Origin of the sequence: Bradyrhizobium altum (assembly GCF_020889705.1) — a bacterium.
Lineage (GTDB): Bacteria > Pseudomonadota > Alphaproteobacteria > Rhizobiales > Xanthobacteraceae > Bradyrhizobium > Bradyrhizobium altum.
Map to the genome: position 1 here is coordinate 1 of NZ_JACMYP010000123.1, position 26,155 is coordinate 26,155.

Genomic DNA, 26,155 nt, shown 5'->3' on the forward strand with positions numbered 1-26,155 from the left:
CAGGCCTATCCCGGCATCGCCGCGGCCGCGCAGGGCCTCGCCACGCCGCAGATCCGGCACATGGCAACGCTCGGCGGCAACCTCGCCCAGCGCTCGCGCTGCTGGTATTTCCGCAATCCGCAGATCGCCTGTCTCAAGAAGGGCGGCTCCGATTGTCCGGCACGATCGGGCAATCATCTCTATCACGTCGCGTTCGATCTCGGCCCGTGCGTGGCGCCGCATCCGTCGACCATGGCGATGGCGCTGCTGGCCTACGATGCAAAGGTCACCACGGACCGGCGCAACGGATTGTCGATTTCAGACCTGCTCGGCGACGGCAGCAATGGCACGGTCGACAACCTGCTCGCATCGGGCGAACGGATCGAGCGGATCGAACTCCCTGCCCCGCTGGCCGGCGAGCGCGCGCTCTACAAGCGCGCGATCAGCCGCTCATACGCGGAATGGCCGCTGGTCGAGATCTGCGTGCGGGCCGTGATATCAGGCGGCGTGTTCGGCGAGGTCCAGATCACCGCCGGCGGCATCGCCCCGGTCCCGCTGCGGCTCACGGCATGCGCCGCGGCGCTGCAAGGAAAGCCGGCCAACGCGTCGACCATCGCGCAGGCCGCCGAATTGGCAACATCGGGGGCCAGGCCGCTGACGATGACGGGCTACAAGCTCGACCTGCTGACGGGCCTCGTCCGCGACGTGGTCGAGCGGATCGCCGTGTAGCGCTGCAGCCGTTCCGGGCGCGCCTGATTACCGCGCCCGGGTCAGCGCCAGCCAGATGCCGCCGCCGATCATGAAGCCGCCGGAGACGCGCGACATCAGCCGCGTCCGCTCCTTGGAGAAGAACTTGCGGGCGCGGCCGGCCGCCAGCGCGTAGGCGGCGTCGGTCAGCACGGCGGTCGCCATGAAGGTGACGCCGAGCAGCGCCACCTGCGGAATGTGCGGCTTGTCCATGTCCATGAACTGCGGAATGAAGGCGCCGAAGAACACCAAGACCTTCGGGTTCGAGAGCAGCACCAGAAAGCCCTGCAGGAAGAAGCCGCCGCGCGGCGGTGGCGGCCGATCGTCGATGCCGACGCCCTCGACCGGCGAGCGGATCAGCTTGATGCCGAGCCAGACCAGATAGGCGGCGCCGGCAAAGCGCACCCAGTCGAACCAGTAGCCCATCGTCGCCATCAGCGAGGTCAACCCAACCGCGACGATGCCGATCACGATCGCGAGCCCGACCTGCGCACCCAGCACATTGGTGAGCGCGGCCCGCGTGCCGTAGCGCAGCCCGTTGGCGATCACCATCGTGACGATCGGACCGGGCAACAGCGCCAGCGCGATGCAGGCGGCGACGAAGGCGAAATAGGCTTGCAGGGACATTGGGGGCTCTTCTGCTTTGTTATCGTCATTATGCACGTGAGCAGCGGACATGGAAGCGGTCTGCTCCCTCTCCCGGTCCTTCACGGGGAGAGGTTGGGGTGAGGGGCTCCCTCCGCCAGGCGGTGAAAGTGGATAGACCTGTACCCCCTCACCCGGATCGCATCTAGCGATGCGATCCGACCTCTCCCCGCAAGCGGGGCGAGGTAAGGGAACCCAATTCAGCGACCTTCCATCGCGGCCGTCATCCACGTTTTCATCTCTCGCGACTCCAGAAACTTCAACGTTGCCCGCTGCACCTGCGCCGCATCTCCCCCACCCTGCGCCGCCACCGCCATGAGATCGCAGCGATGCGAGGCCGCGATGCCGATGGCGGTACGCTTCCCCCCGGGCATCTCGATATCATACGCCCTGATCCGTCCGCGCATATCGGCGACATCAACGACATCGCCCGTCTTCCGCGGCACAAAGCGCGGGCTGATCATGTCGACATCGGAAACGCGATCGACCTCGTCGTCATCGCCGACGCCGCTGTCGCAGTTGCAGAAGCCGAACTTCGGCCGGAGATAGACCTCGACCTCAGTGCCGCACTCGGCCGCGCCGCACCGAAAGGCGCGGCTGGCGGGCCAGCCGTCGCGCGGGAATGGCCAGGCGATCTCGCGCCATTGCGCGGCCCGCGGCGGCGCCATCTCGTAGCCGGCCACGGCCGAGAGGCCGCCGAGCGCCAGGAACATCACCGCGATGACCGGCCATGAGCGCATCATCGCCTGCTCACGGCAGACCGGCGACGGCCCGCGCCGCGCCGGTCAGTTCAAGAACATGCAGGCCGGTGTTGGCGCGGTCGACCGCGTAGATATAGCCGCGCTCGTCGGTCTCGACATTGTTGGTCTGGATCGCGACCTTGCAGCGGTCCTTGCCGTCGATCGTGACGCAGCGCTTGTCGGTCGCCGCTGTGATGGCCGGAATGAAGTAGCCGACTTCCCTGGGATGATAGGGATCGCGGATATCGAGCGCGCGGACGCCAGCGTTGAAGAAGGCGATGAAGGCGAGCTTCTTGTAATAGACCGGCGCCATGCTCTCGTTCGAGGAATGCGAACCGAAACGGCCGCCGCGCTCGCAGAACGAGCCCGAGGCCTCGGGCACGGTGTAGCTCGAGATCAGCATCGGCCGCGCCTCGGTGGTGACGTCGGCGAACCACACCATCTGCCGCGCCTCGCCGCATTCGTTCTGGATCGCCTCATCGACGATCATCACGATGTCGCGGCTCTTGCCGTCCTTGTCATGGGCGAACTCCGCGATCGGCATGTCCGGCATCGGGAACACCGTGTGCGCGCCGTTCATCGCCGACAGCGGCATCCGCGCGATCTCCGGGAATTTCAGATTGTCCGGCGTCGGCTCCTTCGGCCCGTTCAACAGCTTGTCGCGATCGACGATCTGCAGGAAGCCGCCCTTGTCGGTGCCGTAGCCGAAATAGACGCGGTTGCCCTTCGGCCCGGTCGAGATCGGCCCGTGCAGTTCGGTCGGCACCGCGCCGGTAGCGCCCGGCTCCTGCCCGGGCAGGCCGAAATCCCTGATCTTCTTTGGCTGCGCGGGGTCGGAGAGATCATAGATTTGCGTCATGCGCCGGGTGCGCCAGTCCGGCGCGCCCGACACCAGGAAGGCGATGCCTGTCTCGCATTCCCAGAAATTCTTGTGCGTGTCCTTCAGCCCTCCGATCCGGGTGACCAGCACGGGATTGGCGGGATCGGCGACGTTCCAGATCTCATGCGCCTCGCTGCCGAAGGTGCGCAGCATGTAGACCGCGTTGCGATCACCCTTCGGCAAATCCTTGCCGTCGCAGATCCGCACCATCTGCGCGCCGCCGGATTCATATTTGCCTTCCTGTCCGGGAATGTGCCGCAGATATTTCGGATGCGCGGGATCGGTGACGTCGACGATCGAGGTGCCGTTCGGCTCGGCCTTGTCGGTCATCGGATTGACGGGATCGGGAATGTCGTCGGTGCCGCCGTGATGGCCGATATAGGCGATCCATTTGTCGCCCTGGTGATGGATGGTTGGCTGATAGGCGCTGCGCGCCTGCAGGTCGCTGGTTCCAACCAGCCGCATGTTGGAGGCTTCGGGCGGGTCGCCGATCTTCTGCTGGGCACTCGCACCATCTGCGAGCAGGACAAGAAGAAACGTGCAGCAAACCGCCGTAACGCGACCACCCATGCGCACCACCCCAAGTTCCACGCCAATCTGCGTTGGCTGTGCGGAACGCTAGCACGGCGATATCCGCGTCCAAACACACGCTCTTGACATGCAACCATTTGGTTGCATATTATCTGACCCATGGATGAAGTCTTCAAAGCCCTCGCGGATGCCTCACGGCGGACGCTGCTTGACCGGCTTCACGATCAGAACGGGCAGACGCTCGGCGAGCTCTGCGACGGCCTCGACATGACGCGTCAGGCCGTCACCAAGCACCTTGTGATTCTCGAGGAGGCCAACCTCGTCACCACGATCAAGCATGGCCGCGAGAAGCTGCACTACCTCAACCCGGTCCCGATCCATCAGATCGGCGAGCGGTGGATCAGGAAGTTCGAGCGCGGGAAGCTCGCCGCGCTCAGCGAATTGAAACGGCAATTGGAGAAGCGTGATGAGTAAGCCGGATTACGTCTATGTTACCTATATCGAGACCACGGCCGAGAAGCTGTGGCACGCGCTGACATCGAGTGAGTTCACCGAACGATTCTGGTTCGGCTATCGCGTCAACTCCGACTGGAGGGTCGGCTCGCCCTATTGCTTCGTCAAGGACGGCAGCCGCAGTGTGCAGGGCGAGGTGCTGGTCGCCGATCCGCCGAACAAGCTCGCCTATAGCTGGGACGTGGTGAAGGAAGGCGTCGCGCGCGAGCAGGTCTCGCGCGTGACCTTCGACATCGAACCGCTCGGAGGGGTCGTCAAGCTGACCGTGACGCACGACAACCTCGGTCCGAAGACGCTGCGCGACATCTCCGGCGGCTGGCCGATGGTGATTGCAAGCCTGAAGAGCTTCCTGGAGACCGGACGCGAATTGCCGGCCGACCTGCTGACGAGCGGCGCCAGGGAGGCCTACCATGCCTAAGCCCGAATTCGTCTACGTCACCTATATCGAAACCACGCCGGACAGATTGTGGGACGCGCTGACCAACAGTAGCTTCACGCGACAGTACTGGTTCGACACCGAGCTGAAATCGGACTGGAAGGTCGGCTCGCCGCTCGCGCTGGTGACGGGCGGCGAGACCACCGACACCGGCGAAATCCTCGAGGCCGATCCGCCGCGGCGCCTCGCCTATACCTTCAAGCACGTGCGCGACGAGGAGATGCGCAAGGAGCCGGCGACCAAAGTGGTCTTCACGCTCGAGCCCCATGGCGCGATCGTGAAGCTGACCGTGACCCATGAGGGCTTCGGCGTGGGCAGCAAACTGCTCGACGGCATTTCCAGGGGCTGGCCGGCGATCCTGTCCGGGCTCAAAAGCCTGCTCGAGACCGGCAAGGCGGTCACGATCCCGCCTGCCGCGCTCGGGATCGACGGCTTCGAATGACAATGAAAATCTATCGAAGGACACGTGCGGACATGAACATCGAGAAATTCAAACCGGCGATCATCTATGCGATCTACATCGCCGCCACGCCGGAGAAGGTATGGCAGGCACTGACGAATGCCGAACTCAGCCGGCAATATTTCTCCGGCAACGCGGTCGAGGTCGATCTTCGGGTCGGCGGCGCCTACATCGTGCGCACGCCCGACGGCGCGCTGCACATCTCCGGCGAGGTGATCGCGTGCGATCCGCTGAAGCGGCTGACCGTGACATTCAACGTCAACTGGCCGCAGCTCGTCGAAAAGCTCGGGCCGACGCTCGTCACCTACGAGATCGAGCCAGCCGGCGACGGCGTGAAGCTGACCTTGCTGCAATCGCATGACCGCCCGATCAGCGACGACATCCTGTCCGGCGGCCGCACCGGCTGGCCGGCGATCCTCTCCAGCCTGAAGAGCCTCGTGGAGACCGGCAAGGCCATGGTGATCCCGATGCAGCCCCCGTAGCGCATGCTGGCCGCGCTGAAGGAATTGGGAATCCCGATGCCGACGTAAGGCGAGCGATGCGCGTCGTACTCCACCGTCGTCCCGGCGAAGGCCGTGACCCATAACCACAAATGCTTGTGTTGCGCGATGCTGTGGTCCCAGCGAATTCTAACCGCTTAGAGCGGTGGTAATGGGTCCCGGCCTTCGCCGGGACGACGGTGGAGGCCGGGACGACGGTGGAGAGAGTTATCCCAGCGCCCGCAACTCCCGCCGCAGCACCTTGCCGGTCGCCGTCATCGGCAGGCTGTCAGCGAACTGCACGAAGCGCGGATATTCGTGCGCGGCGAGTTGCACCTTGACGAACTCCTGGATTTCGCGCGCCAGTGCATCGCTCGGCGCATGGCCCGGCCGCAGCACGATCCAGGCCTTGATCGATTCGGTGCGGATCGGATCGGGGATGCCGACCACCGCCGACATCGCGACCGCCGGATGCTTCATCAACGTGTGCTCGATCTCGGACGGGCCGACGCGATAGCCGGCGGTGGTGATGACATCGTCCTCGCGGCTGACGTACCAGAAATAGCCGTCCTCATCCTGCACGCCGAGATCGCCGGTCAAAAGGAATTCGCCGGCATACTTCTTCGCGGTGGCTTCCGGATTGCGCCAGTATTCGATCATGGTGCAGGGGCACGGCTGGCGCACGCCGATGATGCCGCGCTGGCCGCGCGGCAGCTCCTCGCCGTTGTCGTTGACGATGCGAACGTCGAAGCCCGGCGTGGCGCGGCCCATCGAGCCCGGACGGATCGGAAACAGATTGGAATTGCTGCCGATCACCAGGTTGCATTCGGTCTGCCCGAACACCTCATGGGCATCGATGCCGAAGGTCTCGCGCACCCAGCCCAGAAGCTCACCGCCGAGCGACTCGCCGCCGGTGAAGATGCTGCGCAGCCTGACCCCGGAATTTTTCACATTGGCCTGCCGCATCAGCTTCAGCGCGGTCGGCGGCAGGAACACGTTGCGGATGCCAAGGTCGGCCATCATCTGCATCGCCGCCTGCGGCTCGAACTTGCGGGCGCGGCGACCGACCATCGGAATGCCGTGGTACCAGAACGCGAACAGGCCGTTGATCAGGCCGCCGATCCAGGCCCAGTCGGCCGGCGTCCACATCAGGTCGCCCGGCCGGGGCAGGAAGTTGTGGCACATCTCGACATTGGGCAGATGGCCGAGCACGACGCGGTGCGCATGCAGCGCGCCCTTCGGATTGCCGGTGGTGCCGGACGTGTAGATGATCAATGCAGGATCGTCGGCCGAGGTGTCGACGGTGGCAAATTCCGGGGACGCCGACTTGATCGCGCTCCAGAATGACTTGGTACCGGCCGGCGTCTTATCGCCGACGATGTAAACGCTCTTCAGCTCGGGCAGGCGATCGCGGATCTTGGCGATCTTCTCCCAGCCGGCCTCATCGGTGATGATGGCTTTCGCCGCGGAGTTCGACAGGCGGAATTCGAGCGCGTCCTCGCCGAACAGCGCAAACAGCGGGATCGAGATGAGAGCCGCGCGGAACGCCGCAAGATGCGCGACCGGCAATTCGAGCGATTGCGACAGGAATACCGCGACACGGTCGCCGCGCACCAGGCCGTCGGCGTTCAGCACATTGGCGAAGCGGCGCGAGGCGTCTGCGACCTCGTCGAACGAGGTACGCGTGGTGCCGCCATCCTCATCGACATAGACCAGCGCGAGCCGGCCGGTGCCGTCGGCATGGCGATCGCAGCAGGCGGTCGCCATGTTGAAACGCGCGGGAACGCCCCAGCGGAAGTTGCTGTAGAGCTCGTCGTAGGTTTTGGCTTCGTGAAGCATGGCTACAGAGTAGACGATTGCCGTCGGACCACAAACCCCTCCTTGCGGGGAAGGCGGTCAGGCTGCCGCCGGCTCCATTGCGATCTCGGCCTCAAGGCTTTCGCGGTCGCGATAGATGGACGCGACCGCGAGCACGCGCCCGCCGCGCTTGTAGCGGAGCATGCAATCCCTGCCGGCGATGCCGCCGTCCACCGCGATCTCGTCCCACTGCTCGGCGTGGCCGACATAGTTGATCGGCACGTCGTAGTGCTGGCTCCAGAAGAACGGCACCGCATCGAAGACCTCGCGCTGCCCTAGCATATTCCGCGCGGCGGTCTGGCCTTGGCGCTCAGCCACCACCCAGTGCTCGACCCGGATGTTCTCGCCGCTGTGCGGATCGGGCCAGCGCGCGATATCGCCGGCCGCGTAGATGCCGGGGACGCTGGTCTCGAGATAGGCGTCCACTTTCACGCCGCGATCGATCGCGAGCCCTGCTCCCTCCGCCAGCGCCAGCCGCGGCTTCACGCCGACACCGAGCACGACGAGGTCGGCATCGAGCACCGGCCCGCTCTTCAGGCGCGCGCGCTTGCCGTCGATCGCGGTCACGGTGTCGCCGAGGTGGAAGACGACGCCATGCTCCTCGTGCAGCGCGCGGACGAAATCGCCCATCTCAGGTCCGAGCACGCGCTCCAGCGGCCGCTGTTCCAGCCCGACCACGTGAACCTCGATCTCCCTCGCGCGCAACGAGGCCGCAACCTCCAGCCCGATGAAGCTTGCGCCGATCACAACCGCGCGGCGCGCTCCGCTGGCCGAGGCGATGATCGCCCGGCAATCGTCGAGGGTGCGCAACACATGAACATGGGGCTGGTCCACGCCCGGGATCGGCAGCCGCACCGGCTCCGCGCCGGTCGCCAGCAGCAGCCGGTCATAGGGAATTGTTTCGCCGCCGGCGAGCACGACGTTGCGGCGGCCGGTGTCGACCGACTTGACCTCGGTCCGGAGTCGTAGATCGATCACCGCGTCGGCATAGAAATTGTCCGGCTTCAGCGGCAGCCAGTCTTCCGGTGCGCTGCCGGCGAGGAAGTCCTTCGACAGGTTCGGCCGATCCAGCGGCGGCGCGGTCTCGCCGCTCAGCATGACGATGCTGCCGCGATAGTCCTGGCGTCGCAGCATCTCGGCGGCGGCAAAGCCGGCCGCGCCGCCGCCGACGATCACGATCTTGCCGGGCGCATCGACCGGGCCCTTGACGCGGAGCTTTGGCTGCTCGCGCTTCTCACGCACGATGAGGCGATCGCCCTCGCGCTCGACCTTCCAGACCGCGAGCGGGTTGAAGGCGGGCGCGGCGGTCGCTTCGCCGGTGCGAATGTCAAAACAGGCGTGATGCCACGGGCAACGGACGGTCTCGCCTTCGACCAGGCCTTCGGCGAGCGGGCCATGGTAATGGCTGCAATGCGCATCGATGGCGAAGATATCTGCGCCCGAGCGGACCAGCAGCACGTCCTCGTCACCGACATGTCCGAGCAACATCGGGCCCGGGAATTCGGAAAGGGCCACGCCCTGCGTCAGATCCGGACCGGAAGGAGCTTGCTGATCGGCCATGGCCTGTCTCCAGTTTTTCCAGAACGTCACCCCGAGGGCGCCGCCCTCATCAGCTTCCCTGCATGTAGCGGACCGGGTTCTCCAGATCGGCTTTGAAGATATCGGCGGCCTCGGCGAACAGCGCCGCAACGGCAGGCGCCTTCAGATCAACAAACGCCTCGAAGCTGAAATTGTTGCCGCCCGCCCGCAATTCGCCGAGCTTGCCGGCATAGCAGGACACCAGCGGCTTGCCGCCACGGGTCACCGCGACATAGACGCTGATGTAGTTCTTCTGCAGCGCCAGCCCGATCACGGGCCAGACCGCCGTCTTGCCGGACTTGATCGCATAGCGAAACTGACCGTAGCCGATCATGTTCATGCGCATGCCGGCAGCTGGCGTGCCCGCATGAAAGTGCCGCTTGAGCGAAGGCGCGGCCTTTCGCATCACCGCATGCAGTTGTTCGAGATCCGCGGTCCGGCCGGGATCAAACGCCAGGTAGGCTTCCAGACTGTCCGCCGCGACACGAAACACCGGAAGCCTCCGCCGCTATCCTGCGAGCGCCGCCTTCACCAGGCCGCTGGCCTTGCCGAAATCCATCCGGCCGGCGTATTTCGCCTTCAAGGCGCCGATCACCTTGCCCATGTCCTTGATCCCGGCGGCATTGGTCTCGGCGATAACAGCCGCGATCGCGGCCTTCACGTCGTCGTCGGACATCTGCTTCGGCAGATAGGCGGAGATCACGGCGATCTCCTCGCGCTCCTGGGCGGCGAGCTCGGCGCGGCCGCCCTTGTCGTAGAGCTCGACCGATTCCTGGCGCTGCTTGATCATCTTCTGCAGGACGCTCAGAAGGTCGGCATCGGACAGTGGCGGCTTGCCCTGCCCGCGCGCGTCGATGTCGGCGTTCTTGATGGTCGAATTGACCATGCGCAGCGTGGAGAGCTTGCGCTCGTCCTTCGCCTTCATCGCTTCCTTGACCGCCGTATTGATGTCGTCGCGCAGCATCCTGATGTCCTTAAGCCGGTAATGCCTTCATGTAGGCAGTTTGGGACGACTGGACAACCTAGTTCCTGAGCCATTCAACCAGCGCATCGGCGCAGGCCTGCGGCTGCTCCAGTTGCGGCAGGTGACCGCAATTGGCGAGCACCACGAGCTTTGCCCCGGGAATGCCGTTGGCCATCTCGTCCGACAATAAGTTCGGAACGGTGTTGTCGGTATCCGACGTCAGCACCAGGGTCGGGCACTTGATCCAGGCCATGCTCGGCCGCGAATCCGGCCGGCTGAGCACCGCGTTCTGCTGGCGGATGAAGGCCTCGGCGCCGACATCCTCGCTCATGTCCTCGACGATCCGGCGCAGGTTTGCATCGCCCTGCCGCGACGGATGCACGAAGCCCGGAAACAGCTCGTCGACCACGCTCCGGTACTGACCGGTTTTGGCACGCTCGATCATGCCGCGGCGGCGTGCGGTTGCTTCCGGCGTGTCAGCCCTCGCCTGGGTGCTCATCAGCGCCAGTTTCGCCACCCGCTCGGGCGCCTGGCGCATGATCTCGAAGGCGATGTAGCCGCCCATCGAATGTCCGGCGAGCGCAAAGCGCGGCGGCGCCTCGGCCAGAATCCGGCGGGCGATCGCCCCCATATTGTCGTCCCTGACATGGTTGGCGACCGTGACCGGCCCGCACCGCCACAGCGCCGGGATGACCGGGGCAAAGATCCGCGGTGAGCAGATGAGGCCCGGGACGAGCAGGATCGGCATCGTATTGTCCATGCGGGAGCTCCGGACCGGGTCATTTTCGGCAAGCAAACGGCCGCTTCAAGGAACTTTAGATTAAAAGGCCGTTCAGGCCTGTCAAATCGGCGGGTATTGCCGTGTGAATCCGTGCCCTTTCGCTTTGACGCCGCAGGGTGCGGCGACTATTTAAAGGGCTCATGACAACCCCCGAAAACGCTCCCGCCTGGCCGGACCACAAACCGACCGCGCTCCTTGTGCTCGCCGATGGTACCGTGCTGGAAGGCTTCGGTCTCGGCGCGGAAGGCCACGCCGTCGGCGAGGTCTGCTTCAACACCGCGATGACCGGCTATGAGGAGATCCTCACCGATCCGTCCTATGCCGGGCAGATCATCACCTTCACCTTCCCGCATATCGGCAATGTCGGTACCAACGAGGAAGACATCGAGACGGTGAACATGGCCGCGACACCCGGCGCGCGCGGCGTGATCCTGCGCTCGGCGATCACGGATCCCTCGAACTACCGCGCCACCAAGCATCTCGATCAGTGGTTGAAGGCGCGCGGCATCATCGGCCTGTCCGGCATCGACACAAGGGCGCTGACCGCGCTGATCCGCTCCAAGGGCATGCCCAACGCCGTGATCGCGCACGCCAGGAACGGCGAGTTCGACCTGCACGGCCTGAAGGAAGAGGCCCGCGAATGGCCCGGCCTCGAGGGCATGGACCTGGTGCCGATGGTCACCTCCGGCCAGCGCTTCACCTGGGATGAGACCCCCTGGGAGTGGGGCAAGGGTTTTGGCCGGCAGACCGCGCCGGAGTTCAACGTGGTTGCGATCGACTACGGCATCAAGCGCAACATCCTGCGCCTGCTCGCCGGTGTCGGCGCCAAGGTGACCGTGGTGCCGGCGACGACGGCGGCCGAGGATATCCTGGCGATGAAGCCGGACGGCGTGTTCCTGTCGAACGGCCCCGGCGATCCCGCCGCGACCGGCAAATATGCCGTGCCCGTCATCCAGAAGGTGATCGCTTCGGGGACGCCGACCTTCGGCATCTGCCTCGGCCATCAGATGCTCGGCCTCGCCGTCGGCGCCAAGACCATGAAGATGCATCAGGGTCATCACGGCGCCAATCATCCGGTCAAGGACGAGACCACCGGCAAGGTCGAGATCACCTCGATGAACCACGGCTTTGCGGTGGACCAGGCGACGCTGCCTGATGGCGCGACGCAGACCCATATCTCGCTGTTCGACGGCTCCAATTGCGGCATCGCGCTCGAGGGCAAGCCGGTGTTCTCGGTGCAGTACCACCCCGAGGCCTCACCCGGCCCACGCGACTCGCACTATCTGTTCCAACGCTTCGCCGATTTGATGCGGAAGAAGAAGCAGGCCGCGTAGATCGCGGCCGTCGGCGCAGCCCTTCATGGATTACCGCATGCCCGGACCACCTGGTCCGGGCATGATCTTTTGTCACGCCTTGCATGAGCGGACTCTGCCAAGCTACTCGTCATATGATGACGATCATCAAGCAGCAGGATTGCCCGACATGACCGACAGCGCCAACCCGAAGCCCGTCTACGGCATCTCCTCGATCGAGGTGATGGCGTCGATGCCGGGGCTCGACTTCGTGCGCGGCATCTTCGCCCGCACCCTGCCGGAGCCGCCGATCATGGAAAACGTCGAGCCGTTCGACTGCACCGCCGAGCCGGGCCATGTGGTGATCCACAGCATCCCCGGGCTGCGCCACTACAACCCGATCGGCTCGGTGCATGGCGGCTATGTCGCGATCCTGCTCGATTCCGCGATGGCGCTCGCGGTGCAGACCACGCTGCCGAAGGGTTCGGGCTACACCACGCTGGAGTTCAAGATCTCCTTTGTCCGCGGCATGAGCCAGGACACGGGCAAGATCCGCACCGAGGGTCGGGTGCTCAACGCCGGCCGTCGCGCCGCGACCGCCGAAGGCCGCATCACCGATGGGAACGGCAAGCTGATCGCACACGCGACCACGACCTGCATGGTGTTCGAGCTTCCCAAAAGCGCCTGAAGGCAATCGCGTCTTGGCGCATTGGAGGCATGACGAAGCGCGCTGGATTGGCAGCAGTGCTCTGTGATTGAGTTCCCCTGTCCGAGATCAGGCAACATGATCCGGCCTGGAAGGAAGGAAACGTCCGATGACCTCAGCCAATCCAGACATGACCATCCGCGACATCCGCGTCACAATGCTGCGGCTGCCCTGGGCCGACGATCGCTGGCTGAAGGGCGCAGCGCTGGGCACGACACGCGACATCCTGATCTGCGACGTTGAGACCTCCGGCGGCGTCACCGGCATGGGCTATCTCTTCGTGTTCCGCCCGGCGATGATGTCGATCGCGGCCTGCCTCGACGAGTGCATCATCCCGCGCGTCATCGGCAAGGATGCCACCGCGATCGAGGCGATCTGGCGCGATCTGTGGACGGCGACGATGACCTATGGCCGCGGCGGCATCGCCGCGATGGCGATGTCGGCGCTCGACATCGCGCTGTGGGATGCGGTGGGAAAACGCGCCGGCCTGCCGCTGCACCGGCTGTGGGGGCACTATCGCTCGGAAATCCCGATCTATGGTTCCGGCTGCTTCCGCGGCGCCGGCGGCGACGGGATGATCGAAAAGGCGCTGCATTTCGTCAAGCAGGGCTACAAGGCGATCAAGATGCAGGTCGCGCATGTTCACACGCCGGCGCAGGATCTCGACAATGTGCGCCGCATGCGCGAGGCGCTCGGGCCCGACATCGATATCATGATCGATGTCAACATGGGCTGGAGCGCCGATGTCGCCATTGAGATGGGACGCAAGTTCGAGAAGTACGATATCTACTGGCTCGAGGAGCCGGTGCCGGCCGATGATTTCGCCGGCTATCAGCGCATCGCGGCGGCGCTCGACATGCGCGTCGTCGGCGGCGAGACGCATTTCACGCGCTACGATCTGCGGCCGTTCTTTCTCAATCCCTGCCTGCCGATCCTGCAACCCGACCCGATGCGCGGCGGCATGACCGACCTGCGCAAGATCGCGGCGCTTGCGGACACGTTCGGCATCACGATCGCGCCGCATCTGTTCCCCGAACTCAACGTGCACTTGCTGGCGTCCATCCCGAACGGCATCTGGTGCGAGAACATGGCCCTGATCGACGACCTCTGGGTCGATCCGCCGCAGATTGCCAATGGCATGATCACGGCGCCGGAGCGGCCGGGGCATGGGCTCCAATTCAAGGACGAGGTGCTGAAGTTCAAGATCTAGCGGGAACGGTTTCGGGACCGACGGTTTGATATCACCGCCCCTCGCAACGCTGGAGAGCCGCCATGCCGGTGGTGAGCAAGGATGCCGAACCCCAGACCTTCGTCTTTCAAGACGACGGCCTGGTGCCGAACAATCCGATGCCGTTCCTGGTCTACAAGGCCGCGGTCGACGTCGGCAAAAATCTCGAGGCCACGATCGAGCAGCTGTTCGGCGACAACGGCTGGGGCGCGATGTGGCGGAATGGCGTCTACGACTTCGCGCATTACCACGCCACCGTGCACGAGGTGCTGGGCGTCGCCCGTGGCAGCGCGCGCGTGCGGTTCGGCGGCGAGCACGGGCGCGCGCTCGAGATTGCGGCCGGCGACGTCGCGATCCTGCCGGCCGGCACCGGGCATCAATGCCTGTCGGCGAGCGGCGACTTCAGCGTGGTCGGCGCCTATCCGCCGGGCCCGCCGATGGACCTGCAACGGCCGACGCCGGAGAATCACGCCAAGGCGCTGAAGACGATCCCGCTGGTGGCGATCCCCGCGACCGATCCGGTGATGGGCAAGAACGGGCCGCTGGTGCGGCTGTGGAGGCGGTGATGCTCCAACGAGCACTGCTCGTCCTTCCCTTCTCCCCTTGTGGGAGAAGGTGGCGCGGATGAAATCCGCGACGGATGAGGGGTCTGCATCCGCGGAGAGAGACCCCTCACCCGGCTTCATCTCGCTCCGCTCGATTGCGCCACCCTCTCCCACAAGGGGAGAGGGTGAAACTCAGGCCGCGTTGCTGCCTTCCTGGCGGCTTGCCTCGAACAGGAACCAGGTGCGGCGCTCGGTCTCGTCGATGAAGGTTTCGAGCAGGCCGGCGGTGCCGGAATCCTCATGGTCGTCGGCGAGCTTGTGCGCCTTGCGCATCGCTGCCGCCATGTGCTTGTTGTCTTCCATCAACTCGCGCAGCATTTCGCGCGGCGGGACAAAGTCCTCGTCATTGTCCTTGATGGTCTGATGCTTGGCGATATCGCCGATCGACCTCAGCGTCGCACCGCCGAGCTTGCGTACCCGCTCGGCGAGCTGGTCGGTGGTCGCGAAGATCGCGTCCGACTGCTCGTCCAGCAACAAATGGTAATCATGGAAATGCCGGCCGCTGACGTGCCAGTGAAAATTCTTGGTCTTCAGGTAAAGCGCGAAGGCGTCCGCCAGAAGCGTGTTGAGCGAGGCCGAGATCGTATCCACCGCGGCTTGCGGGAGATCGTTCGGCGTGTCGAGATCGGGCGAGATCTTGTCAGTCTTAGCGTCACTCTTGGCTTTGCTCACGTTGGACCTTCCTGTTAGGAACCCCCGTATTTCGGCGCATTGAACATTGGCCGCCGGACCGCTAACGCATCATCAGCCCACCTGTTCCTGGAAGTCAGGAACCCGTTCTGCCGGATACCAAACGCGATGGATGAATGGATCGACTATTACGATTCCACGCATACGATCTATGCCAGCCGACTGCACCGCGACCTGCATTTCCAGGTCATCGCAAACGACATCATCGGCTACATCACCTCGCCCGACGCCGTGGTGCTGGACTATGCCTGCGGTGAGGCGCTGTCGGCGGCGAAGGTCGCCAATGCCTGCGCCCAGCTCTATCTGGCGGAGCCGGCGCCCGGCGTGCGCGGCCGCCTGGTCGCGCGCTTCGCATACGACACCAGGATCCGCGTCCGCTCGCTCGATGAGCTGAAGAACATGGCGGCGGATTCGATCGACCTCGTGGTGATGAACTCGGTGGCGCAATACATGACGCCGCAGGAGCTCGACTCCGCGTTCGACGTGATCCACCGCCTGCTGAAACCCTCGGGCCGTTTCGTGCTCGGCGATATCCTGCGGCCCGAAGTCGGCATGGCCAGGGACGTCATCGCGCTGCTGCGCTTTGCGGCGACCCATGGCTTCCTGCGCGACGCCTTGATCGGGCTCGCCTCGACCGCACTGTCCGATTACCGGCAGCTGCGCACCAGGATCGGGCTGCAGCGCTACCGCGAGGACGAGATGATCGCGAAGCTCGCCGCCGCGGGCTTTGACGCCACGCGCGCCCCGCGCAACATCGGGCACAATCCGTGGCGGATGACATTCGTGGCGCACCACTGATCAGAGGTTGCACAAAATATTAGGGTTAACCAAAAGTAAACGTAGCGGCCGCTGAAATAATCAGCAATGATCCACTCGGCCCGGTGGCGGAAGCGTCGACGCGGCAGTGGTGCAACACTGTTTATCCTGGTTCAACTCCAGGCCGGGCCTCCACGCTTCGCCCTGACGGGCTACGCGTGGCGCAGCCACGCAGGACCGGCGGGGCAAAGCGTGTCCGGCGCAGCTTGAGCGCAGCGAAAGCGTAGACGGACAGGACGGACAGGACAGAGCCGAAACCTTGCTCCCGGCAAGCCACCCCGCCCCCGAGCACCCCCAACCGGGCATAGGTCGAATGAGGAATTTCCCCCAGAATCGCAGTTGATTGGGCGTTTTTGGGGGTTTCGCAGGTGCGGAAACTGGTCTAAAGACCACCCGCGCGCGAGGGATCGCGCTTCCGGCGCTACAAGATGTAGCGCATGGCTCGAGGGACGCGCGGGACGCGCGCCCTTTTTTTGTGCCCAAATTCCAGTCCGCGAGAGCTGATGCCCAAAAGAACCGACATCTCCACCATCCTGATCATCGGCGCCGGTCCCATCGTGATCGGCCAAGCCTGCGAATTCGACTATTCCGGCACGCAGGCGGTGAAGGCTCTGAAGGAAGAGGGTTACCGCGTCGTCCTCGTCAATTCCAATCCGGCCACCATCATGACCGATCCGGAACTGGCGGACGCGACCTATATCGAACCGATCACCCCCGAGATCGTCGGCAAGATCATCGAGAAGGAGCGCAACGTCATCCCGGGCGGCTTCGCGCTGTTGCCGACCATGGGCGGCCAGACCGCGCTGAACTGCGCACTCTCGTTGCGCCGGCAGGGCACGCTCGACAAGTTCGACGTCGAGATGATCGGCGCCACCGCTGATGCCATCGACAAGGCCGAGGACCGCCAGCTGTTCCGCGAGGCCATGACCAAGATCGGGCTGGAGACGCCAAAATCGCGGCTCGCCAACGCCTCGGCGCTGAAGAAGTCCTACCGCGATAAATACCTTGCCGAGCGGGAGAAGCTGTCCGGCGAGGCGCTGGAAGAACTCGAACGGCAGTGGACGCTTGGCGAGAACGAACGCCGCAAACGCTATCAGGAGCACGCATTCGGCGAGGCGCTGATGGCGCTGTCGGAGATCGGCTTGCCGGCGATCATCCGGCCCTCGTTCACCATGGGCGGCACCGGCGGCGGCATTGCCTACAACAAGGAAGAGTTCCTCGACATCATCGAGCGCGGGCTCGACGCCTCGCCGACCAACGAGGTGCTGATCGAGGAAAGCGTGCTCGGCTGGAAAGAGTACGAGATGGAGGTGGTGCGCGATAAAAAGGACAATTGCATCATCATCTGCTCGATCGAGAACCTCGATCCGATGGGCGTGCATACCGGCGATTCCATCACCATCGCGCCGGCCCTGACGTTGACCGACAAGGAATACCAAGTCCTGCGCGACGCCTCGCTGGCCGTGCTGCGCGAGATCGGGGTCGAGACCGGCGGCTCCAACGTCCAGTTCGGCATCAACCCCGTCGACGGCCGCATGGTCGTGATCGAGATGAATCCGCGCGTGTCGCGCTCGTCGGCGCTGGCCTCGAAGGCCACCGGCTTCCCGATCGCAAAGGTCGCAGCCAAGCTCGCGGTCGGCTACACGCTCGACGAGATCGCCAACGACATCACCGGCGGCGCCACCCCCGCCTCGTTCGAGCCGACCATCGATTACGTCGTCACGAAAATTCCGCGCTTTGCGTTCGAGAAATTCCCCGGCGCCTCCTCCACGCTGACCACGTCGATGAAGTCGGTCGGCGAGGTGATGGCGATCGGCCGCACCTTCCAGGAGAGCCTGCAAAAGGCCCTGCGCGGACTCGAGACCGGCCTGACCGGCCTCGACGAGATCGAGATCGAAGGGCTCGGCCGCGGCGACGACAAGAACGCGATCCGCGCAGCGCTCGGCACGCCGACGCCGAACCGCATCCTGCAGGTCGCGCAAGCGATGCGGCTCGGCTGGACCGACGAGGAGATCTTCAACTCCTGCAAGATCGACCCCTGGTTCCTGGCGGAGATGCGCGCCATCGTCGAGATGGAGGACAAGGTCCGCCGCAACGGCCTGCCGCCGAACGCGTTCGCAATGCGGACGCTGAAGGCGATGGGCTTCTCCGATGCGCGGCTCGCCGTGCTCACGGAAACCACCGAAGCCGACGTCACCGCCAAGCGCCACGCGCTCGGGGTGCGCCCGGTGTTCAAGCGCATCGACACCTGCGCGGCCGAGTTCGCTTCGCCCACCGCCTACATGTATTCGACCTATGAGCGGCCGTTCGCGGGCGAGCTGGCCGACGAGAGCGCGCCCTCGGACCGCAACAAGGTGATCATTCTCGGCGGCGGGCCGAACCGCATCGGCCAGGGCATCGAGTTTGACTATTGCTGCTGCCACGCCTGCTTCGCGCTCGAGGACGCCGGCTACGAGACCATCATGGTCAACTGCAATCCGGAGACGGTGTCGACCGACTACGACACCGCGAACCGGCTGTATTTCGAGCCGCTCACCGCCGAAGACGTGCTGGAGATCGTCGCAACCGAGCGCAAGAACGGCACGCTGCACGGTGTGATCGTGCAATTCGGCGGCCAGACCCCGCTGAAGCTTGCCCGCGCGCTCGAAGCCGCCGAAGTGCCGATCCTCGGCACCTCGCCGGATGCGATCGACCTCGCCGAGGACCGCGACCGCTTCAAGCGCGTGCTCGACAAGCTCCGCCTCAAGCAGCCGAAGAACGGCATCGCTTATTCGGTCGAGCAGGCACGCCTGGTGGCCGCCGATCTCGACTTGCCGCTCGTGGTGCGTCCGTCCTACGTGCTGGGCGGCCGCGCGATGCAGATCATCCGCGAGGAGACCCAGCTCAACGATTACCTGCTCGGCACCCTGCCCGAGTTGGTTCCCGCCGACGTCAAGGCACGCTACCCGAACGACAAGACCGGGCAGATCAACACCGTGCTCGGCAAGAACCCGCTGCTGTTCGACCGCTATCTGTCCGATGCGACCGAAGTCGATGTCGACTGCCTCTGCGACGGCAAGGACACCTTCATCGTCGGCATCATGGAGCACATCGAGGAAGCCGGCATCCATTCCGGCGACTCCGCGTGCTCGCTGCCGCCGCATTCACTCGACGCGAAGACCATCGAGGAGCTGGAGCGGCAGACCCGCGAGCTCGCGCTCGGCCTCGACGTGGTCGGCCTGATGAACGTGCAATACGCCATCAAGGACGGCGAGATCTACGTGCTCGAGGTCAACCCGCGCGCGTCCCGCACCGTGCCGTTCGTCGCCAAGGTGATCGGCATGCCGGTCGCCAAGATCGCGGCGCGGATCATGGCCGGCGAAAAGCTCGCCGACTTCAAGCTGAAGAAGAAGAAGCTCGACCATGTCGGCGTGAAGGAATCGGTGTTCCCGTTCGCGCGCTTCCCCGGCGTCGACACCGTGCTCGGACCGGAAATGCGTTCGACCGGCGAAGTGATGGGCATCGACCGCTCGTTCGAGGTGGCATTCGCGAAGAGCCAGCTCGGCGGCGGCACGCGCGTGCCGCGGCAGGGCACGGTGTTCGTCTCGGTGCGTGGCGACGACAAGATGCGCATTGCGGATGCGGTGCGGCTGTTGCACTCGCTCGGCTTCAAGGTGATGGCAACCTCGGGTACGCAACGCTATCTCAGCGATCACGGCGTGCCGACGGAAAAGGTGAACAAGGTGCTCGAAGGGCGTCCGCACATCGTCGACGCCATCACCAATGGCGACGTCCAGCTGGTCTTCAATACCACCGAAGGTCCGCAGGCCCTGGCGGACAGCCGTTCGCTGCGGCGGGCTGCCCTCTTGCATAAAGTGCCATATTACACCACTCTTTCAGGCGCGGTGGCGGCCGCGCGGGGGATCCGGGCCTATCGGGACGGGGACCTTGAGGTCCGCACGCTTCAGAGTTACTTTTCCGAAAGCTGACCGCTGCCCGGGCTGAAGGCCCGAAGCGGTCAATTTGCCGAATGGCTGGAACTCACCGCGCGATTGGATGTTGTCACGGCCCTTAGCGGGGCCGAAAATCACTGGGCTTCCGGGCGCGTTCGCGTCCTGATTCCTGCGTTAGCTGAACTGGATATTCGTGCACGGCCGCCGGGCGCGCACGATGAAGGACGAAGATGATGGATAAGGTTCCGATGACCGCGGGCGGATACGCCGCGCTGACGAACGAGTTGAAGCGACGCCAGTCGGAGGATCGTCCGCGCATCATCGAACACATTGCGGAAGCGCGCTCGCATGGCGATCTCTCGGAGAACGCCGAGTATCACGCCGCCAAGGAAGAGCAGTCGCACAACGAAGGCCGCATCGCCGAGCTCGAGGACAAGCTCGCGCGCGCCGACATCATCGACATTTCGAAGCTGTCCGGCGACACCATCAAGTTCGGCGCGACCGTGACGCTGATCGATGAGGACACCGAGAAGAAGGCGGTGTGGCAGATCGTCGGCGAGGTCGAGGCCGACGCCAAGAAGGGCCGCATCTCCATCACCTCGCCGCTGGCGCGCGCGCTGATCGGCAAGAAGAAGGGCACCACCGTCGAAGTGATGGCGCCGGGCGGCGCCAAGGCCTACGAGATCACCAAGGTCGAGTGGCGGTAGTTACCTTGACGTGACTGGTGCAAAAAGGCCGCGTGTTGCACGCGGCTTTTTTTGTGCCCGCGTTTTTCCCCCGTCTGACAGCAATGTGAGTGGAGAGCGGTAAGCGGCATACTAGTGAGGCCGTGACATGTTTATGCAGTATAACCATGTCGGGGACTGGGGCGGAGCCGATGATTGCGTCGCAACACGCATCGCGGCGCGTCACCGTGTCACTGGTGCGTTCTCGCGCAACTTCCGTGGAGCGAGGAATGATTCCAGGTGCAAGGTGTTGACATCACACTCGGGTGGCGGACACCGTGTGTTTCTGCATCGTGCAATGTTCCAGCGTGTCAAACAGGGGGTTAATGACAATGGACCAGACACTATCCAAGCTTCAGCCGCTGGCGCTCAGCCTGTTTCGATTCATCACAGGGCTGCTGCTGTTCCAGTTTGGCGTCGCAAAGCTTTTCAAATTCCCGCCCGGGACAATGTTCGAGAAAGTCGAACTGTTCTCATTGATCGGAGCAGCCGGCACGCTCGAACTGATCCTTGGCGGGTTGCTGATGATCGGCCTCTTTTCGCGGATCGTGGCCTTCATCCTGGCAGGCGAAATGGCCTTCGCCTACTTCATGGGCCATTTCCCCAAAGGCTTCTATCCGCTGCTCAACAACGGCAGTCTTGCAATCGCATTCTGCTTTGCTTGCCTGTATCTCGCGACCTCGGGCCCGGCCCGATCAGCGTCGACGCTGCAATGGGCAAGAGGTAACGACTCCAAGCGAGTCTCACCTAACCGACAACAACGACGTCATTCCGGTCTGGTGCGCAAGCACCAGACCTCAGATGCGCAAGCGCGCATCGGGTAATCTCGAGATTCCGGATTCGATGCTGACGCATCGCTCCGGAATGACGGGCTCCGCTCGTCAGCCCGCCGCCTTCACGCCCAACGGCACCGCGGCTTCGTATTTCGAATTGTGCAGCACCAGCGACGTCCTCACGTTGCGCACATGCGGCGCGGCCGTCAGGTGGGTGACGAAATCCTGGAAGGTCGCCATGTCCGGAGCGACGCATTTGAGGATGAAATCGACTTCGCCGGACAACATCCAGCATTCCCGCACCAACGGCTCGGCGCGCACGTAGTTCTCGAAGGCGCGTAGATCGGCGTCGGCCTGGCTCGACAGATGCACCGAGGCGAACACCGTGACGTCGTAGCCGAGGCGGCGCGGATCGAGCAGGCCGCGGTAGCCCTGGATGTAGCCCTCCTCCTCCAGCGCACGGACCCTGCGCAGGCAGGGCGGCGGCGAGATCCCGACGCGTTTGGCGAGTTCCACATTGGTGATTCGGCCATCGGCCTGGATCTCGGCGAGGATTTTGAGGTCGATCTCGTCAAGGTTCTTCGACACGCGACTTGGGTTCCCTCAGGGTTCGGAAGGTTTGGCAGGTCTGCCGGCAACTCTCATAGCGCAGGCAGCCGGCATTGCGCAATTTTATTGCGCGTGCAGCGCACGATTTCGCGAATGTGACTTCAGTTCCGGGGAAAAATCGCTGCCATGGATTGCAAATCTTGCATAGCTTCCCAGATATCCTAGACTTGGATTTGACACTTTTGGCGCCGCCGTGACGCGTTTCCGGGGCGCTTCCCGCACAAGTCCTTGATCAAAATCCCCAAAACAGAGGGATCTCACAATGCCCGCGCCTACCCATGCCAAGGTCGTCATCATCGGGTCCGGCCCCGCCGGTTACACCGCAGCGATCTACGCGGCGCGCGCGATGCTCGAACCGATCCTGATCCAGGGCATTCAGCCGGGCGGGCAGCTCACCATCACCACCGACGTCGAGAACTACCCCGGCTTCGCCGATGTGATCCAGGGCCCCTGGCTGATGGAGCAGATGGAGAAGCAGGCGGCCCACGTCGGCACCAAGATCGTCACCGATCTCGTCAACAAGCTGGAGCTCGGCCACCGCCCGTTTCGTCTGACCTGCGATTCCGGCGACGTCTATTTCGCCGAAACTGTCATCCTCGCCACCGGCGCCCAGGCGCGCTGGCTCGGACTGCCCTCGGAAGAGAAATTCCAGGGCGGCGGCGTGTCGGCCTGCGCGACCTGCGACGGCTTCTTCTACCGCGGCAAGGAGGTCGTGGTGGTCGGCGGCGGCAACACCGCGGTCGAGGAAGCGCTGTACCTGACCAATCATGCCTCGCAAGTCACCATCGTGCATCGCCGCAATCATTTCCGCGCCGAGCGCATCCTGCAGGAGCGGCTGTTCAAGCATCCCAAGATCAAGGTGGTGTGGGATTCCGCGATCGACGAGATCTGCGGGTCGGAGAACCCGAACAAGGTCACCCATGTGCGGCTCAAGAACGTCAAGACCGGCGCACTGACCGACCTCAAGACCGACGGCGTCTTCGTCGCGATCGGCCATGCGCCGGCGACGGAGCTCGTCAAAGGCCAGATCAAGCTGAAACCGTCGGGCTATGTCGAGGTGGCGCCGAATTCCACGGCGACTTCGGTGCCCGGCTTGTTCGCCGCGGGCGACGTGGCGGACGAAACCTTTCGGCAGGCGGTCACCGCCGCCGGCCTCGGCTGCATGGCAGCGCTCGAGGCCGAACGCTTCATTGCTCTTCGCGCGAGCGATCGCGCAGCGGCGGAATAATCATGGCACGCTCTCGCGACGGATTTACGGATATGGATTGGGACAAGCTGAAGGTCTTTCACGCGGCGGCGGAGGCTGGCAGCTTCACGCATGCCGGCGAGCAGCTCGGCCTGTCGCAATCGGCGGTCTCCCGCCAGGTCAGCGCACTGGAGCAGGAGCTCTCGGTCTCGCTGTTTCACCGCCATGCCCGCGGCCTGATCCTCACCGAACAGGGCGACCTGCTGTTCCGCACCGCGCATGACGTGTTCATGCAGTTGCAGGCGGCGCGCGCAAAGCTCACCGACAGCCGCGAGCGGCCGAGCGGCGATCTCAAGATCACGACGCCGCCGGCGCTCGGCATCAACTGGCTGATCCCGCGGCTCGACGAGTTCGTCGCGCTCTATCCGGACATCCGGATTTCGCTGATCGTCACCGACGAGGACCTCGACCTGTCGATGCGCGAGGCTGACGTGGCGATCCGCACCCGCAAGCCGACCCAGCCCGACCTGATCCAGCGCAAGCTGTTCTCGATCGGCTTCCATGCCTATTGCTCGCCGGAATACATCAAGCGCTTCGGCACGCCGCGGACGCTGGATGATCTCGACTCGCACCGCATCATCATGCTCGGCGACTCGCAGGTGCCGCCGCATCTGCAGAACCGCAGCTGGCTGATCGATGCCGGCCGCAACGGCTCCGGTCCGCGCGAACCCTACTTCAAGGTCAACAACATCCTTGGCCTGGTGCGCGCCTGCCAGCAGGGCCTCGGCATCGCCGCGTTGCCGGACTATCTGGTCGAACAGAACAACCTCGTACAGCTGTTCGGCGAGTCCGACTCGATCGCGCTCGACACCTACTTCGTCTATCCGGAAGAGCTGAAGACAGTGGCCCGGGTGCAGGTGTTCCGCGACTTCGTGGTCAGCAAAGCGCAGCGCTGGCCGTCCTGATTAAGCCGCCCTTATAGGGCTGGTTTATAGGCCTTCCGCGCTGCCCCCAGAGGCCCCTAAATCTCCGCATGACTGACATGCGACCTGGATAGTTGCTGCAGGGCGTCGATGGGGATCATAGTGCTTAGACGCTGAGCGGTCGCGTCGCGCATATGTCCCCCTCCTCCAGTGGCGCGGAAGTTCAGTAATCCCTCTTGGAAGGTGATTGTGTCGGCCTCACGTGGCCAATACCTTAAGCCGGGCTCACTCGAGCCCGGCTTTTTTTCATCTCCATGTCTTTCACCTCTAGGTCTTTCACCTTGATGTCATGCTCGAACGTGCCGCACGTCACGGTCAGCGGATTGACAACAACCTCGCAGCGCAGCATCATTGTCCAATGATCACGACTTCGTGCGCCGTTCTGTCGTCGAAAAAAGCTCCCCTCCCGGGGACACGAGATCGCGCGCGATAAGATCACCTTCGCATTCAACCGATCCCGAAACCCCGCCGCTTGGACGGGGTTTTTTGTTGGTCCCGTCTCCGGCTTTGCCCCTTAGGAGATGGAACATGACTGAGCTACACCAGCAATTGCAGGGCCTCTGGCTGCCCCTGATCACGCCGTTCCGCGACGGCGAACTCGATGTCACCTCGCTACGCCGCCTGGTGCGGCACTATGCCAGCGGCCCCGTCGACGGGTTCATCCTCGGTGCAACCTCCGGTGAAGGCATGGCGCTCAGCACCGATGAGCTGGAGGGCCTGGTCAGCGTCGTGCTCGACGAGCTCAGTGCCAACTCCCGCCATTTGCCGGTCTGCCTCGGGCTCTCCGGCGCCTCTACGGCCAGGATGAAGGATGCGCTGGATGATACGGCCGACTGGCCGATCAACGGCTACCTGATCGCGAGCCCCTATTACATCAGGCCCTCGCAACGCGGGCTCGTGCAGCACTTCAACGCGCTGGCCGATCATGCGTCGTGGCCGGTCGTGCTCTACAACATTCCGTATCGCACGGCGGTGAACCTGACCAATGAGACGCTGCTGACGCTCGCGGAACATCCCAACATCGTCGGCATGAAGGATTGCTCTGCCGACCGCGCGCAGTCGATCGACTTCCTCAACCGCCGGCCCGCCGGCTTCCGCGTGCTGACCGGCGAGGACGCGCAGACCTTCGATGCGCTCTCGGACGGCGCCGACGGCGCGATCCTGCTGTCCGCCCATCTGGAAACAGACACCTTCGCTTCGATCCGCACGCTGCTGCGGCAGGGCGAGCGCGACGCGGCGCTGGCGGCCTGGCAGAGCGTCGTCGGCCTGACCCGGCTGCTGTTTGCGGAACCAAGCCCCGCGCCGGCCAAGCGCTGGCTGTGGCGACAGGGGTTGATCGACAGCCCCGAGGTGCGGCTGCCGATGGTGGAGGTGAGCGAGGACCTCGCGACCTGGCTCGATGCCGAGATGGAGCGGCGCGCGCAGCTTCTGCTGCAGCCGGCTTAACTCCCGTAGCCCCGATGCAGCCAACGGGTCGCGCGAACGCGCGCCCGATGAGGGGCTCCGGGAAATCCGGGAGTCGCGCACACGGTAGGACTGCCCGGATTTCGCTTCGGTTCATCCGGGCTACGCAGTGGCACTGCCTCGCTCCGCGTTTGTGGGACGAGGCACTGTTGCTCAGTCCAGCTTCACCCTCGCCAGCCGCAGCGCGTTGCCGATCACGCTGACCGAGGACAGCGCCATCGCGGCGGCCCCGACCATCGGCGACAGCAGGATGCCGAACAGCGGATACAGCACGCCGGCCGCGATCGGCACGCCGGCGGCGTTGTAGACGAAGGCGAACGCCAGGTTCTGGCGGATGTTGCGCATGGTCGCGACCGACAATCGCCGCGCCCGGACGAGGCCCATCAGGTCGCCGGTGAGCAGCGTGATGCCGGCGCTCTCGATCGCGACATCGGTGCCACCGCCCATCGCGATGCCGACATCGGCCGCGGCGAGCGCCGGCGCATCGTTGACGCCATCGCCCGCCATCGCGACGGTGCGGCCATCGCCGCGCAGCCGCTGCACGACCTCGCTCTTG

General features: G+C 64.5%; 26 protein-coding genes, 1 tRNA gene and 1 pseudogene. 17 read left to right on the plus strand and 11 right to left on the minus strand.

Going from position 1 to position 26,155, the window contains the following annotated elements; all coding sequences use genetic code 11:
* Window positions 1-708, plus strand: a 708-nt coding sequence (locus H8B02_RS26510) for an FAD binding domain-containing protein (RefSeq protein ID WP_229168958.1), incomplete at its 5' end; no start/stop codon positions are given.
* Window positions 709-735: 27 nt separating this feature from the next.
* Here the strand turns inward: H8B02_RS26510 and H8B02_RS26515 are convergent.
* The 3 genes from H8B02_RS26515 to H8B02_RS26525 all read right to left on the minus strand — a co-directional run bounded on the left by H8B02_RS26515 (window position 736) and on the right by H8B02_RS26525 (window position 3,561).
* The gene (locus H8B02_RS26515; protein WP_229168959.1) at window positions 736-1,353 is read right to left on the minus strand and encodes a LysE family translocator; all 618 of its coding nucleotides are present in this window, start codon (window positions 1,351-1,353) and stop codon (window positions 736-738) included.
* Between the two features lie 218 nt (window positions 1,354-1,571).
* The gene (locus H8B02_RS26520) at window positions 1,572-2,084 is read right to left on the minus strand and encodes a hypothetical protein (protein WP_229168960.1); all 513 of its coding nucleotides are present in this window, start codon (window positions 2,082-2,084) and stop codon (window positions 1,572-1,574) included.
* A gap of 37 nt (window positions 2,085-2,121) precedes the next feature.
* Window positions 2,122-3,561 carry an LVIVD repeat-containing protein gene (locus H8B02_RS26525; RefSeq protein ID WP_229168961.1) on the minus strand — a complete coding sequence of 480 codons (1,440 nt, stop codon included), beginning with the start codon at window positions 3,559-3,561 and terminating at the stop codon, window positions 2,122-2,124.
* Between the two features lie 120 nt (window positions 3,562-3,681).
* On the opposite strand from H8B02_RS26525, the gene H8B02_RS26530 reads away from it, so the two are divergent.
* The 4 genes from H8B02_RS26530 to H8B02_RS26545 are packed head-to-tail and all read left to right on the plus strand — an operon-like array spanning window position 3,682 to window position 5,413.
* Complete coding sequence (locus H8B02_RS26530; protein ID WP_028343393.1) at window positions 3,682-3,996, plus strand: ArsR/SmtB family transcription factor; 315 nt, start codon at window positions 3,682-3,684, stop codon at window positions 3,994-3,996.
* The gene (locus H8B02_RS26535) at window positions 3,989-4,453 is read left to right on the plus strand and encodes an SRPBCC family protein (RefSeq protein WP_229168962.1); all 465 of its coding nucleotides are present in this window, start codon (window positions 3,989-3,991) and stop codon (window positions 4,451-4,453) included. The genes H8B02_RS26530 and H8B02_RS26535 overlap by 8 nt, the downstream gene beginning before the upstream one ends.
* A complete protein-coding gene (locus H8B02_RS26540) occupies window positions 4,446-4,913 on the plus strand; it encodes an SRPBCC family protein (RefSeq protein ID WP_229168963.1) in 468 nt (155 codons plus the stop codon). Before H8B02_RS26535 ends, H8B02_RS26540 begins: the two co-directional genes overlap by 8 nt.
* Before the next feature lie 32 nt (window positions 4,914-4,945).
* Window positions 4,946-5,413: an SRPBCC family protein gene (locus H8B02_RS26545; RefSeq protein WP_229168964.1), complete on the plus strand. Its 468-nt coding sequence runs from the start codon at window positions 4,946-4,948 to the stop codon at window positions 5,411-5,413.
* A gap of 225 nt (window positions 5,414-5,638) precedes the next feature.
* Here H8B02_RS26545 and H8B02_RS26550 read toward each other — a convergent pair whose 3' ends face one another.
* Genes H8B02_RS26550 through H8B02_RS26570 form a run of 5 tightly spaced genes read right to left on the minus strand, consistent with a single transcriptional unit; the run spans window position 5,639 to window position 10,569 of the window.
* A complete protein-coding gene (locus tag H8B02_RS26550; protein WP_229168965.1) occupies window positions 5,639-7,249 on the minus strand; it encodes an acyl-CoA synthetase in 1,611 nt (536 codons plus the stop codon).
* A 57-nt stretch (window positions 7,250-7,306) separates the two neighbouring features.
* On the minus strand, window positions 7,307-8,827 hold the full coding sequence (locus H8B02_RS26555) for an FAD-dependent oxidoreductase (RefSeq protein ID WP_229168966.1): 1,521 nt from the start codon (window positions 8,825-8,827) through the stop codon (window positions 7,307-7,309).
* Window positions 8,828-8,876: 49 nt separating this feature from the next.
* The gene (locus H8B02_RS26560) at window positions 8,877-9,338 is read right to left on the minus strand and encodes a DUF1801 domain-containing protein (protein ID WP_229168967.1); all 462 of its coding nucleotides are present in this window, start codon (window positions 9,336-9,338) and stop codon (window positions 8,877-8,879) included.
* Window positions 9,339-9,353: 15 nt separating this feature from the next.
* The gene (locus tag H8B02_RS26565; protein ID WP_229168968.1) at window positions 9,354-9,809 is read right to left on the minus strand and encodes a GatB/YqeY domain-containing protein; all 456 of its coding nucleotides are present in this window, start codon (window positions 9,807-9,809) and stop codon (window positions 9,354-9,356) included.
* 58 nt (window positions 9,810-9,867) lie between these two features.
* Window positions 9,868-10,569 carry an alpha/beta fold hydrolase gene (locus H8B02_RS26570; RefSeq protein WP_212313349.1) on the minus strand — a complete coding sequence of 234 codons (702 nt, stop codon included), beginning with the start codon at window positions 10,567-10,569 and terminating at the stop codon, window positions 9,868-9,870.
* A gap of 161 nt (window positions 10,570-10,730) precedes the next feature.
* Between H8B02_RS26570 and carA the strand changes: the two genes are divergently transcribed.
* From carA to H8B02_RS26590, 4 genes are all read left to right on the plus strand, one after another.
* Entirely contained in the window at window positions 10,731-11,924 is a 1,194-nt protein-coding gene (gene carA, locus H8B02_RS26575; protein ID WP_229168969.1) for a glutamine-hydrolyzing carbamoyl-phosphate synthase small subunit, read from the plus strand.
* 148 nt (window positions 11,925-12,072) lie between these two features.
* Window positions 12,073-12,570, plus strand: a complete 498-nt coding sequence (locus H8B02_RS26580) for a PaaI family thioesterase (RefSeq protein ID WP_229168970.1) — start codon at window positions 12,073-12,075, stop codon at window positions 12,568-12,570.
* Window positions 12,571-12,697: 127 nt separating this feature from the next.
* Entirely contained in the window at window positions 12,698-13,798 is a 1,101-nt protein-coding gene (locus H8B02_RS26585; RefSeq protein WP_229168971.1) for a mandelate racemase/muconate lactonizing enzyme family protein, read from the plus strand.
* Between the two features lie 62 nt (window positions 13,799-13,860).
* Window positions 13,861-14,382: a hypothetical protein gene (locus tag H8B02_RS26590; RefSeq protein WP_229168972.1), complete on the plus strand. Its 522-nt coding sequence runs from the start codon at window positions 13,861-13,863 to the stop codon at window positions 14,380-14,382.
* Window positions 14,383-14,553: 171 nt separating this feature from the next.
* Here H8B02_RS26590 and H8B02_RS26595 read toward each other — a convergent pair whose 3' ends face one another.
* Window positions 14,554-15,093 carry a Dps family protein gene (locus H8B02_RS26595; RefSeq protein WP_229168973.1) on the minus strand — a complete coding sequence of 180 codons (540 nt, stop codon included), beginning with the start codon at window positions 15,091-15,093 and terminating at the stop codon, window positions 14,554-14,556.
* A 126-nt stretch (window positions 15,094-15,219) separates the two neighbouring features.
* Between H8B02_RS26595 and H8B02_RS26600 the strand changes: the two genes are divergently transcribed.
* From H8B02_RS26600 to H8B02_RS26620, 5 genes and pseudogenes are all read left to right on the plus strand, one after another.
* Window positions 15,220-15,909 carry a class I SAM-dependent methyltransferase gene (locus tag H8B02_RS26600; protein WP_229168974.1) on the plus strand — a complete coding sequence of 230 codons (690 nt, stop codon included), beginning with the start codon at window positions 15,220-15,222 and terminating at the stop codon, window positions 15,907-15,909.
* 77 nt (window positions 15,910-15,986) lie between these two features.
* Window positions 15,987-16,062: transfer RNA gene (locus tag H8B02_RS26605), tRNA-OTHER, on the plus strand.
* Between the two features lie 368 nt (window positions 16,063-16,430).
* Window positions 16,431-19,895: a carbamoyl-phosphate synthase large subunit gene (carB, locus tag H8B02_RS26610; protein ID WP_229168975.1), complete on the plus strand. Its 3,465-nt coding sequence runs from the start codon at window positions 16,431-16,433 to the stop codon at window positions 19,893-19,895.
* A gap of 197 nt (window positions 19,896-20,092) precedes the next feature.
* A complete protein-coding gene (greA, locus tag H8B02_RS26615) occupies window positions 20,093-20,566 on the plus strand; it encodes a transcription elongation factor GreA (protein WP_229168976.1) in 474 nt (157 codons plus the stop codon).
* Window positions 20,567-20,916: 350 nt separating this feature from the next.
* Window positions 20,917-21,311, plus strand: a pseudogene (locus tag H8B02_RS26620) (DoxX family protein).
* A gap of 154 nt (window positions 21,312-21,465) precedes the next feature.
* Here H8B02_RS26620 and H8B02_RS26625 read toward each other — a convergent pair.
* Entirely contained in the window at window positions 21,466-21,945 is a 480-nt protein-coding gene (locus tag H8B02_RS26625; protein WP_229168977.1) for an Lrp/AsnC family transcriptional regulator, read from the minus strand.
* A 283-nt stretch (window positions 21,946-22,228) separates the two neighbouring features.
* On the opposite strand from H8B02_RS26625, the gene trxB reads away from it, so the two are divergent.
* From trxB to H8B02_RS26640, 3 genes are all read left to right on the plus strand, one after another.
* A complete protein-coding gene (gene trxB, locus H8B02_RS26630; RefSeq protein ID WP_229168978.1) occupies window positions 22,229-23,194 on the plus strand; it encodes a thioredoxin-disulfide reductase in 966 nt (321 codons plus the stop codon).
* A gap of 2 nt (window positions 23,195-23,196) precedes the next feature.
* The gene (locus tag H8B02_RS26635; protein ID WP_029081982.1) at window positions 23,197-24,117 is read left to right on the plus strand and encodes a LysR family transcriptional regulator; all 921 of its coding nucleotides are present in this window, start codon (window positions 23,197-23,199) and stop codon (window positions 24,115-24,117) included.
* A 546-nt stretch (window positions 24,118-24,663) separates the two neighbouring features.
* Window positions 24,664-25,581, plus strand: coding sequence for a 4-hydroxy-tetrahydrodipicolinate synthase family protein (locus H8B02_RS26640; RefSeq protein WP_229168979.1), 918 nt, complete (start codon window positions 24,664-24,666; stop codon window positions 25,579-25,581).
* Window positions 25,582-25,752: 171 nt separating this feature from the next.
* Here H8B02_RS26640 and H8B02_RS26645 read toward each other — a convergent pair.
* Window positions 25,753-26,155, minus strand: a 403-nt coding sequence (locus tag H8B02_RS26645; RefSeq protein ID WP_229168980.1) for an HAD-IC family P-type ATPase, incomplete at its 5' end; no start/stop codon positions are given.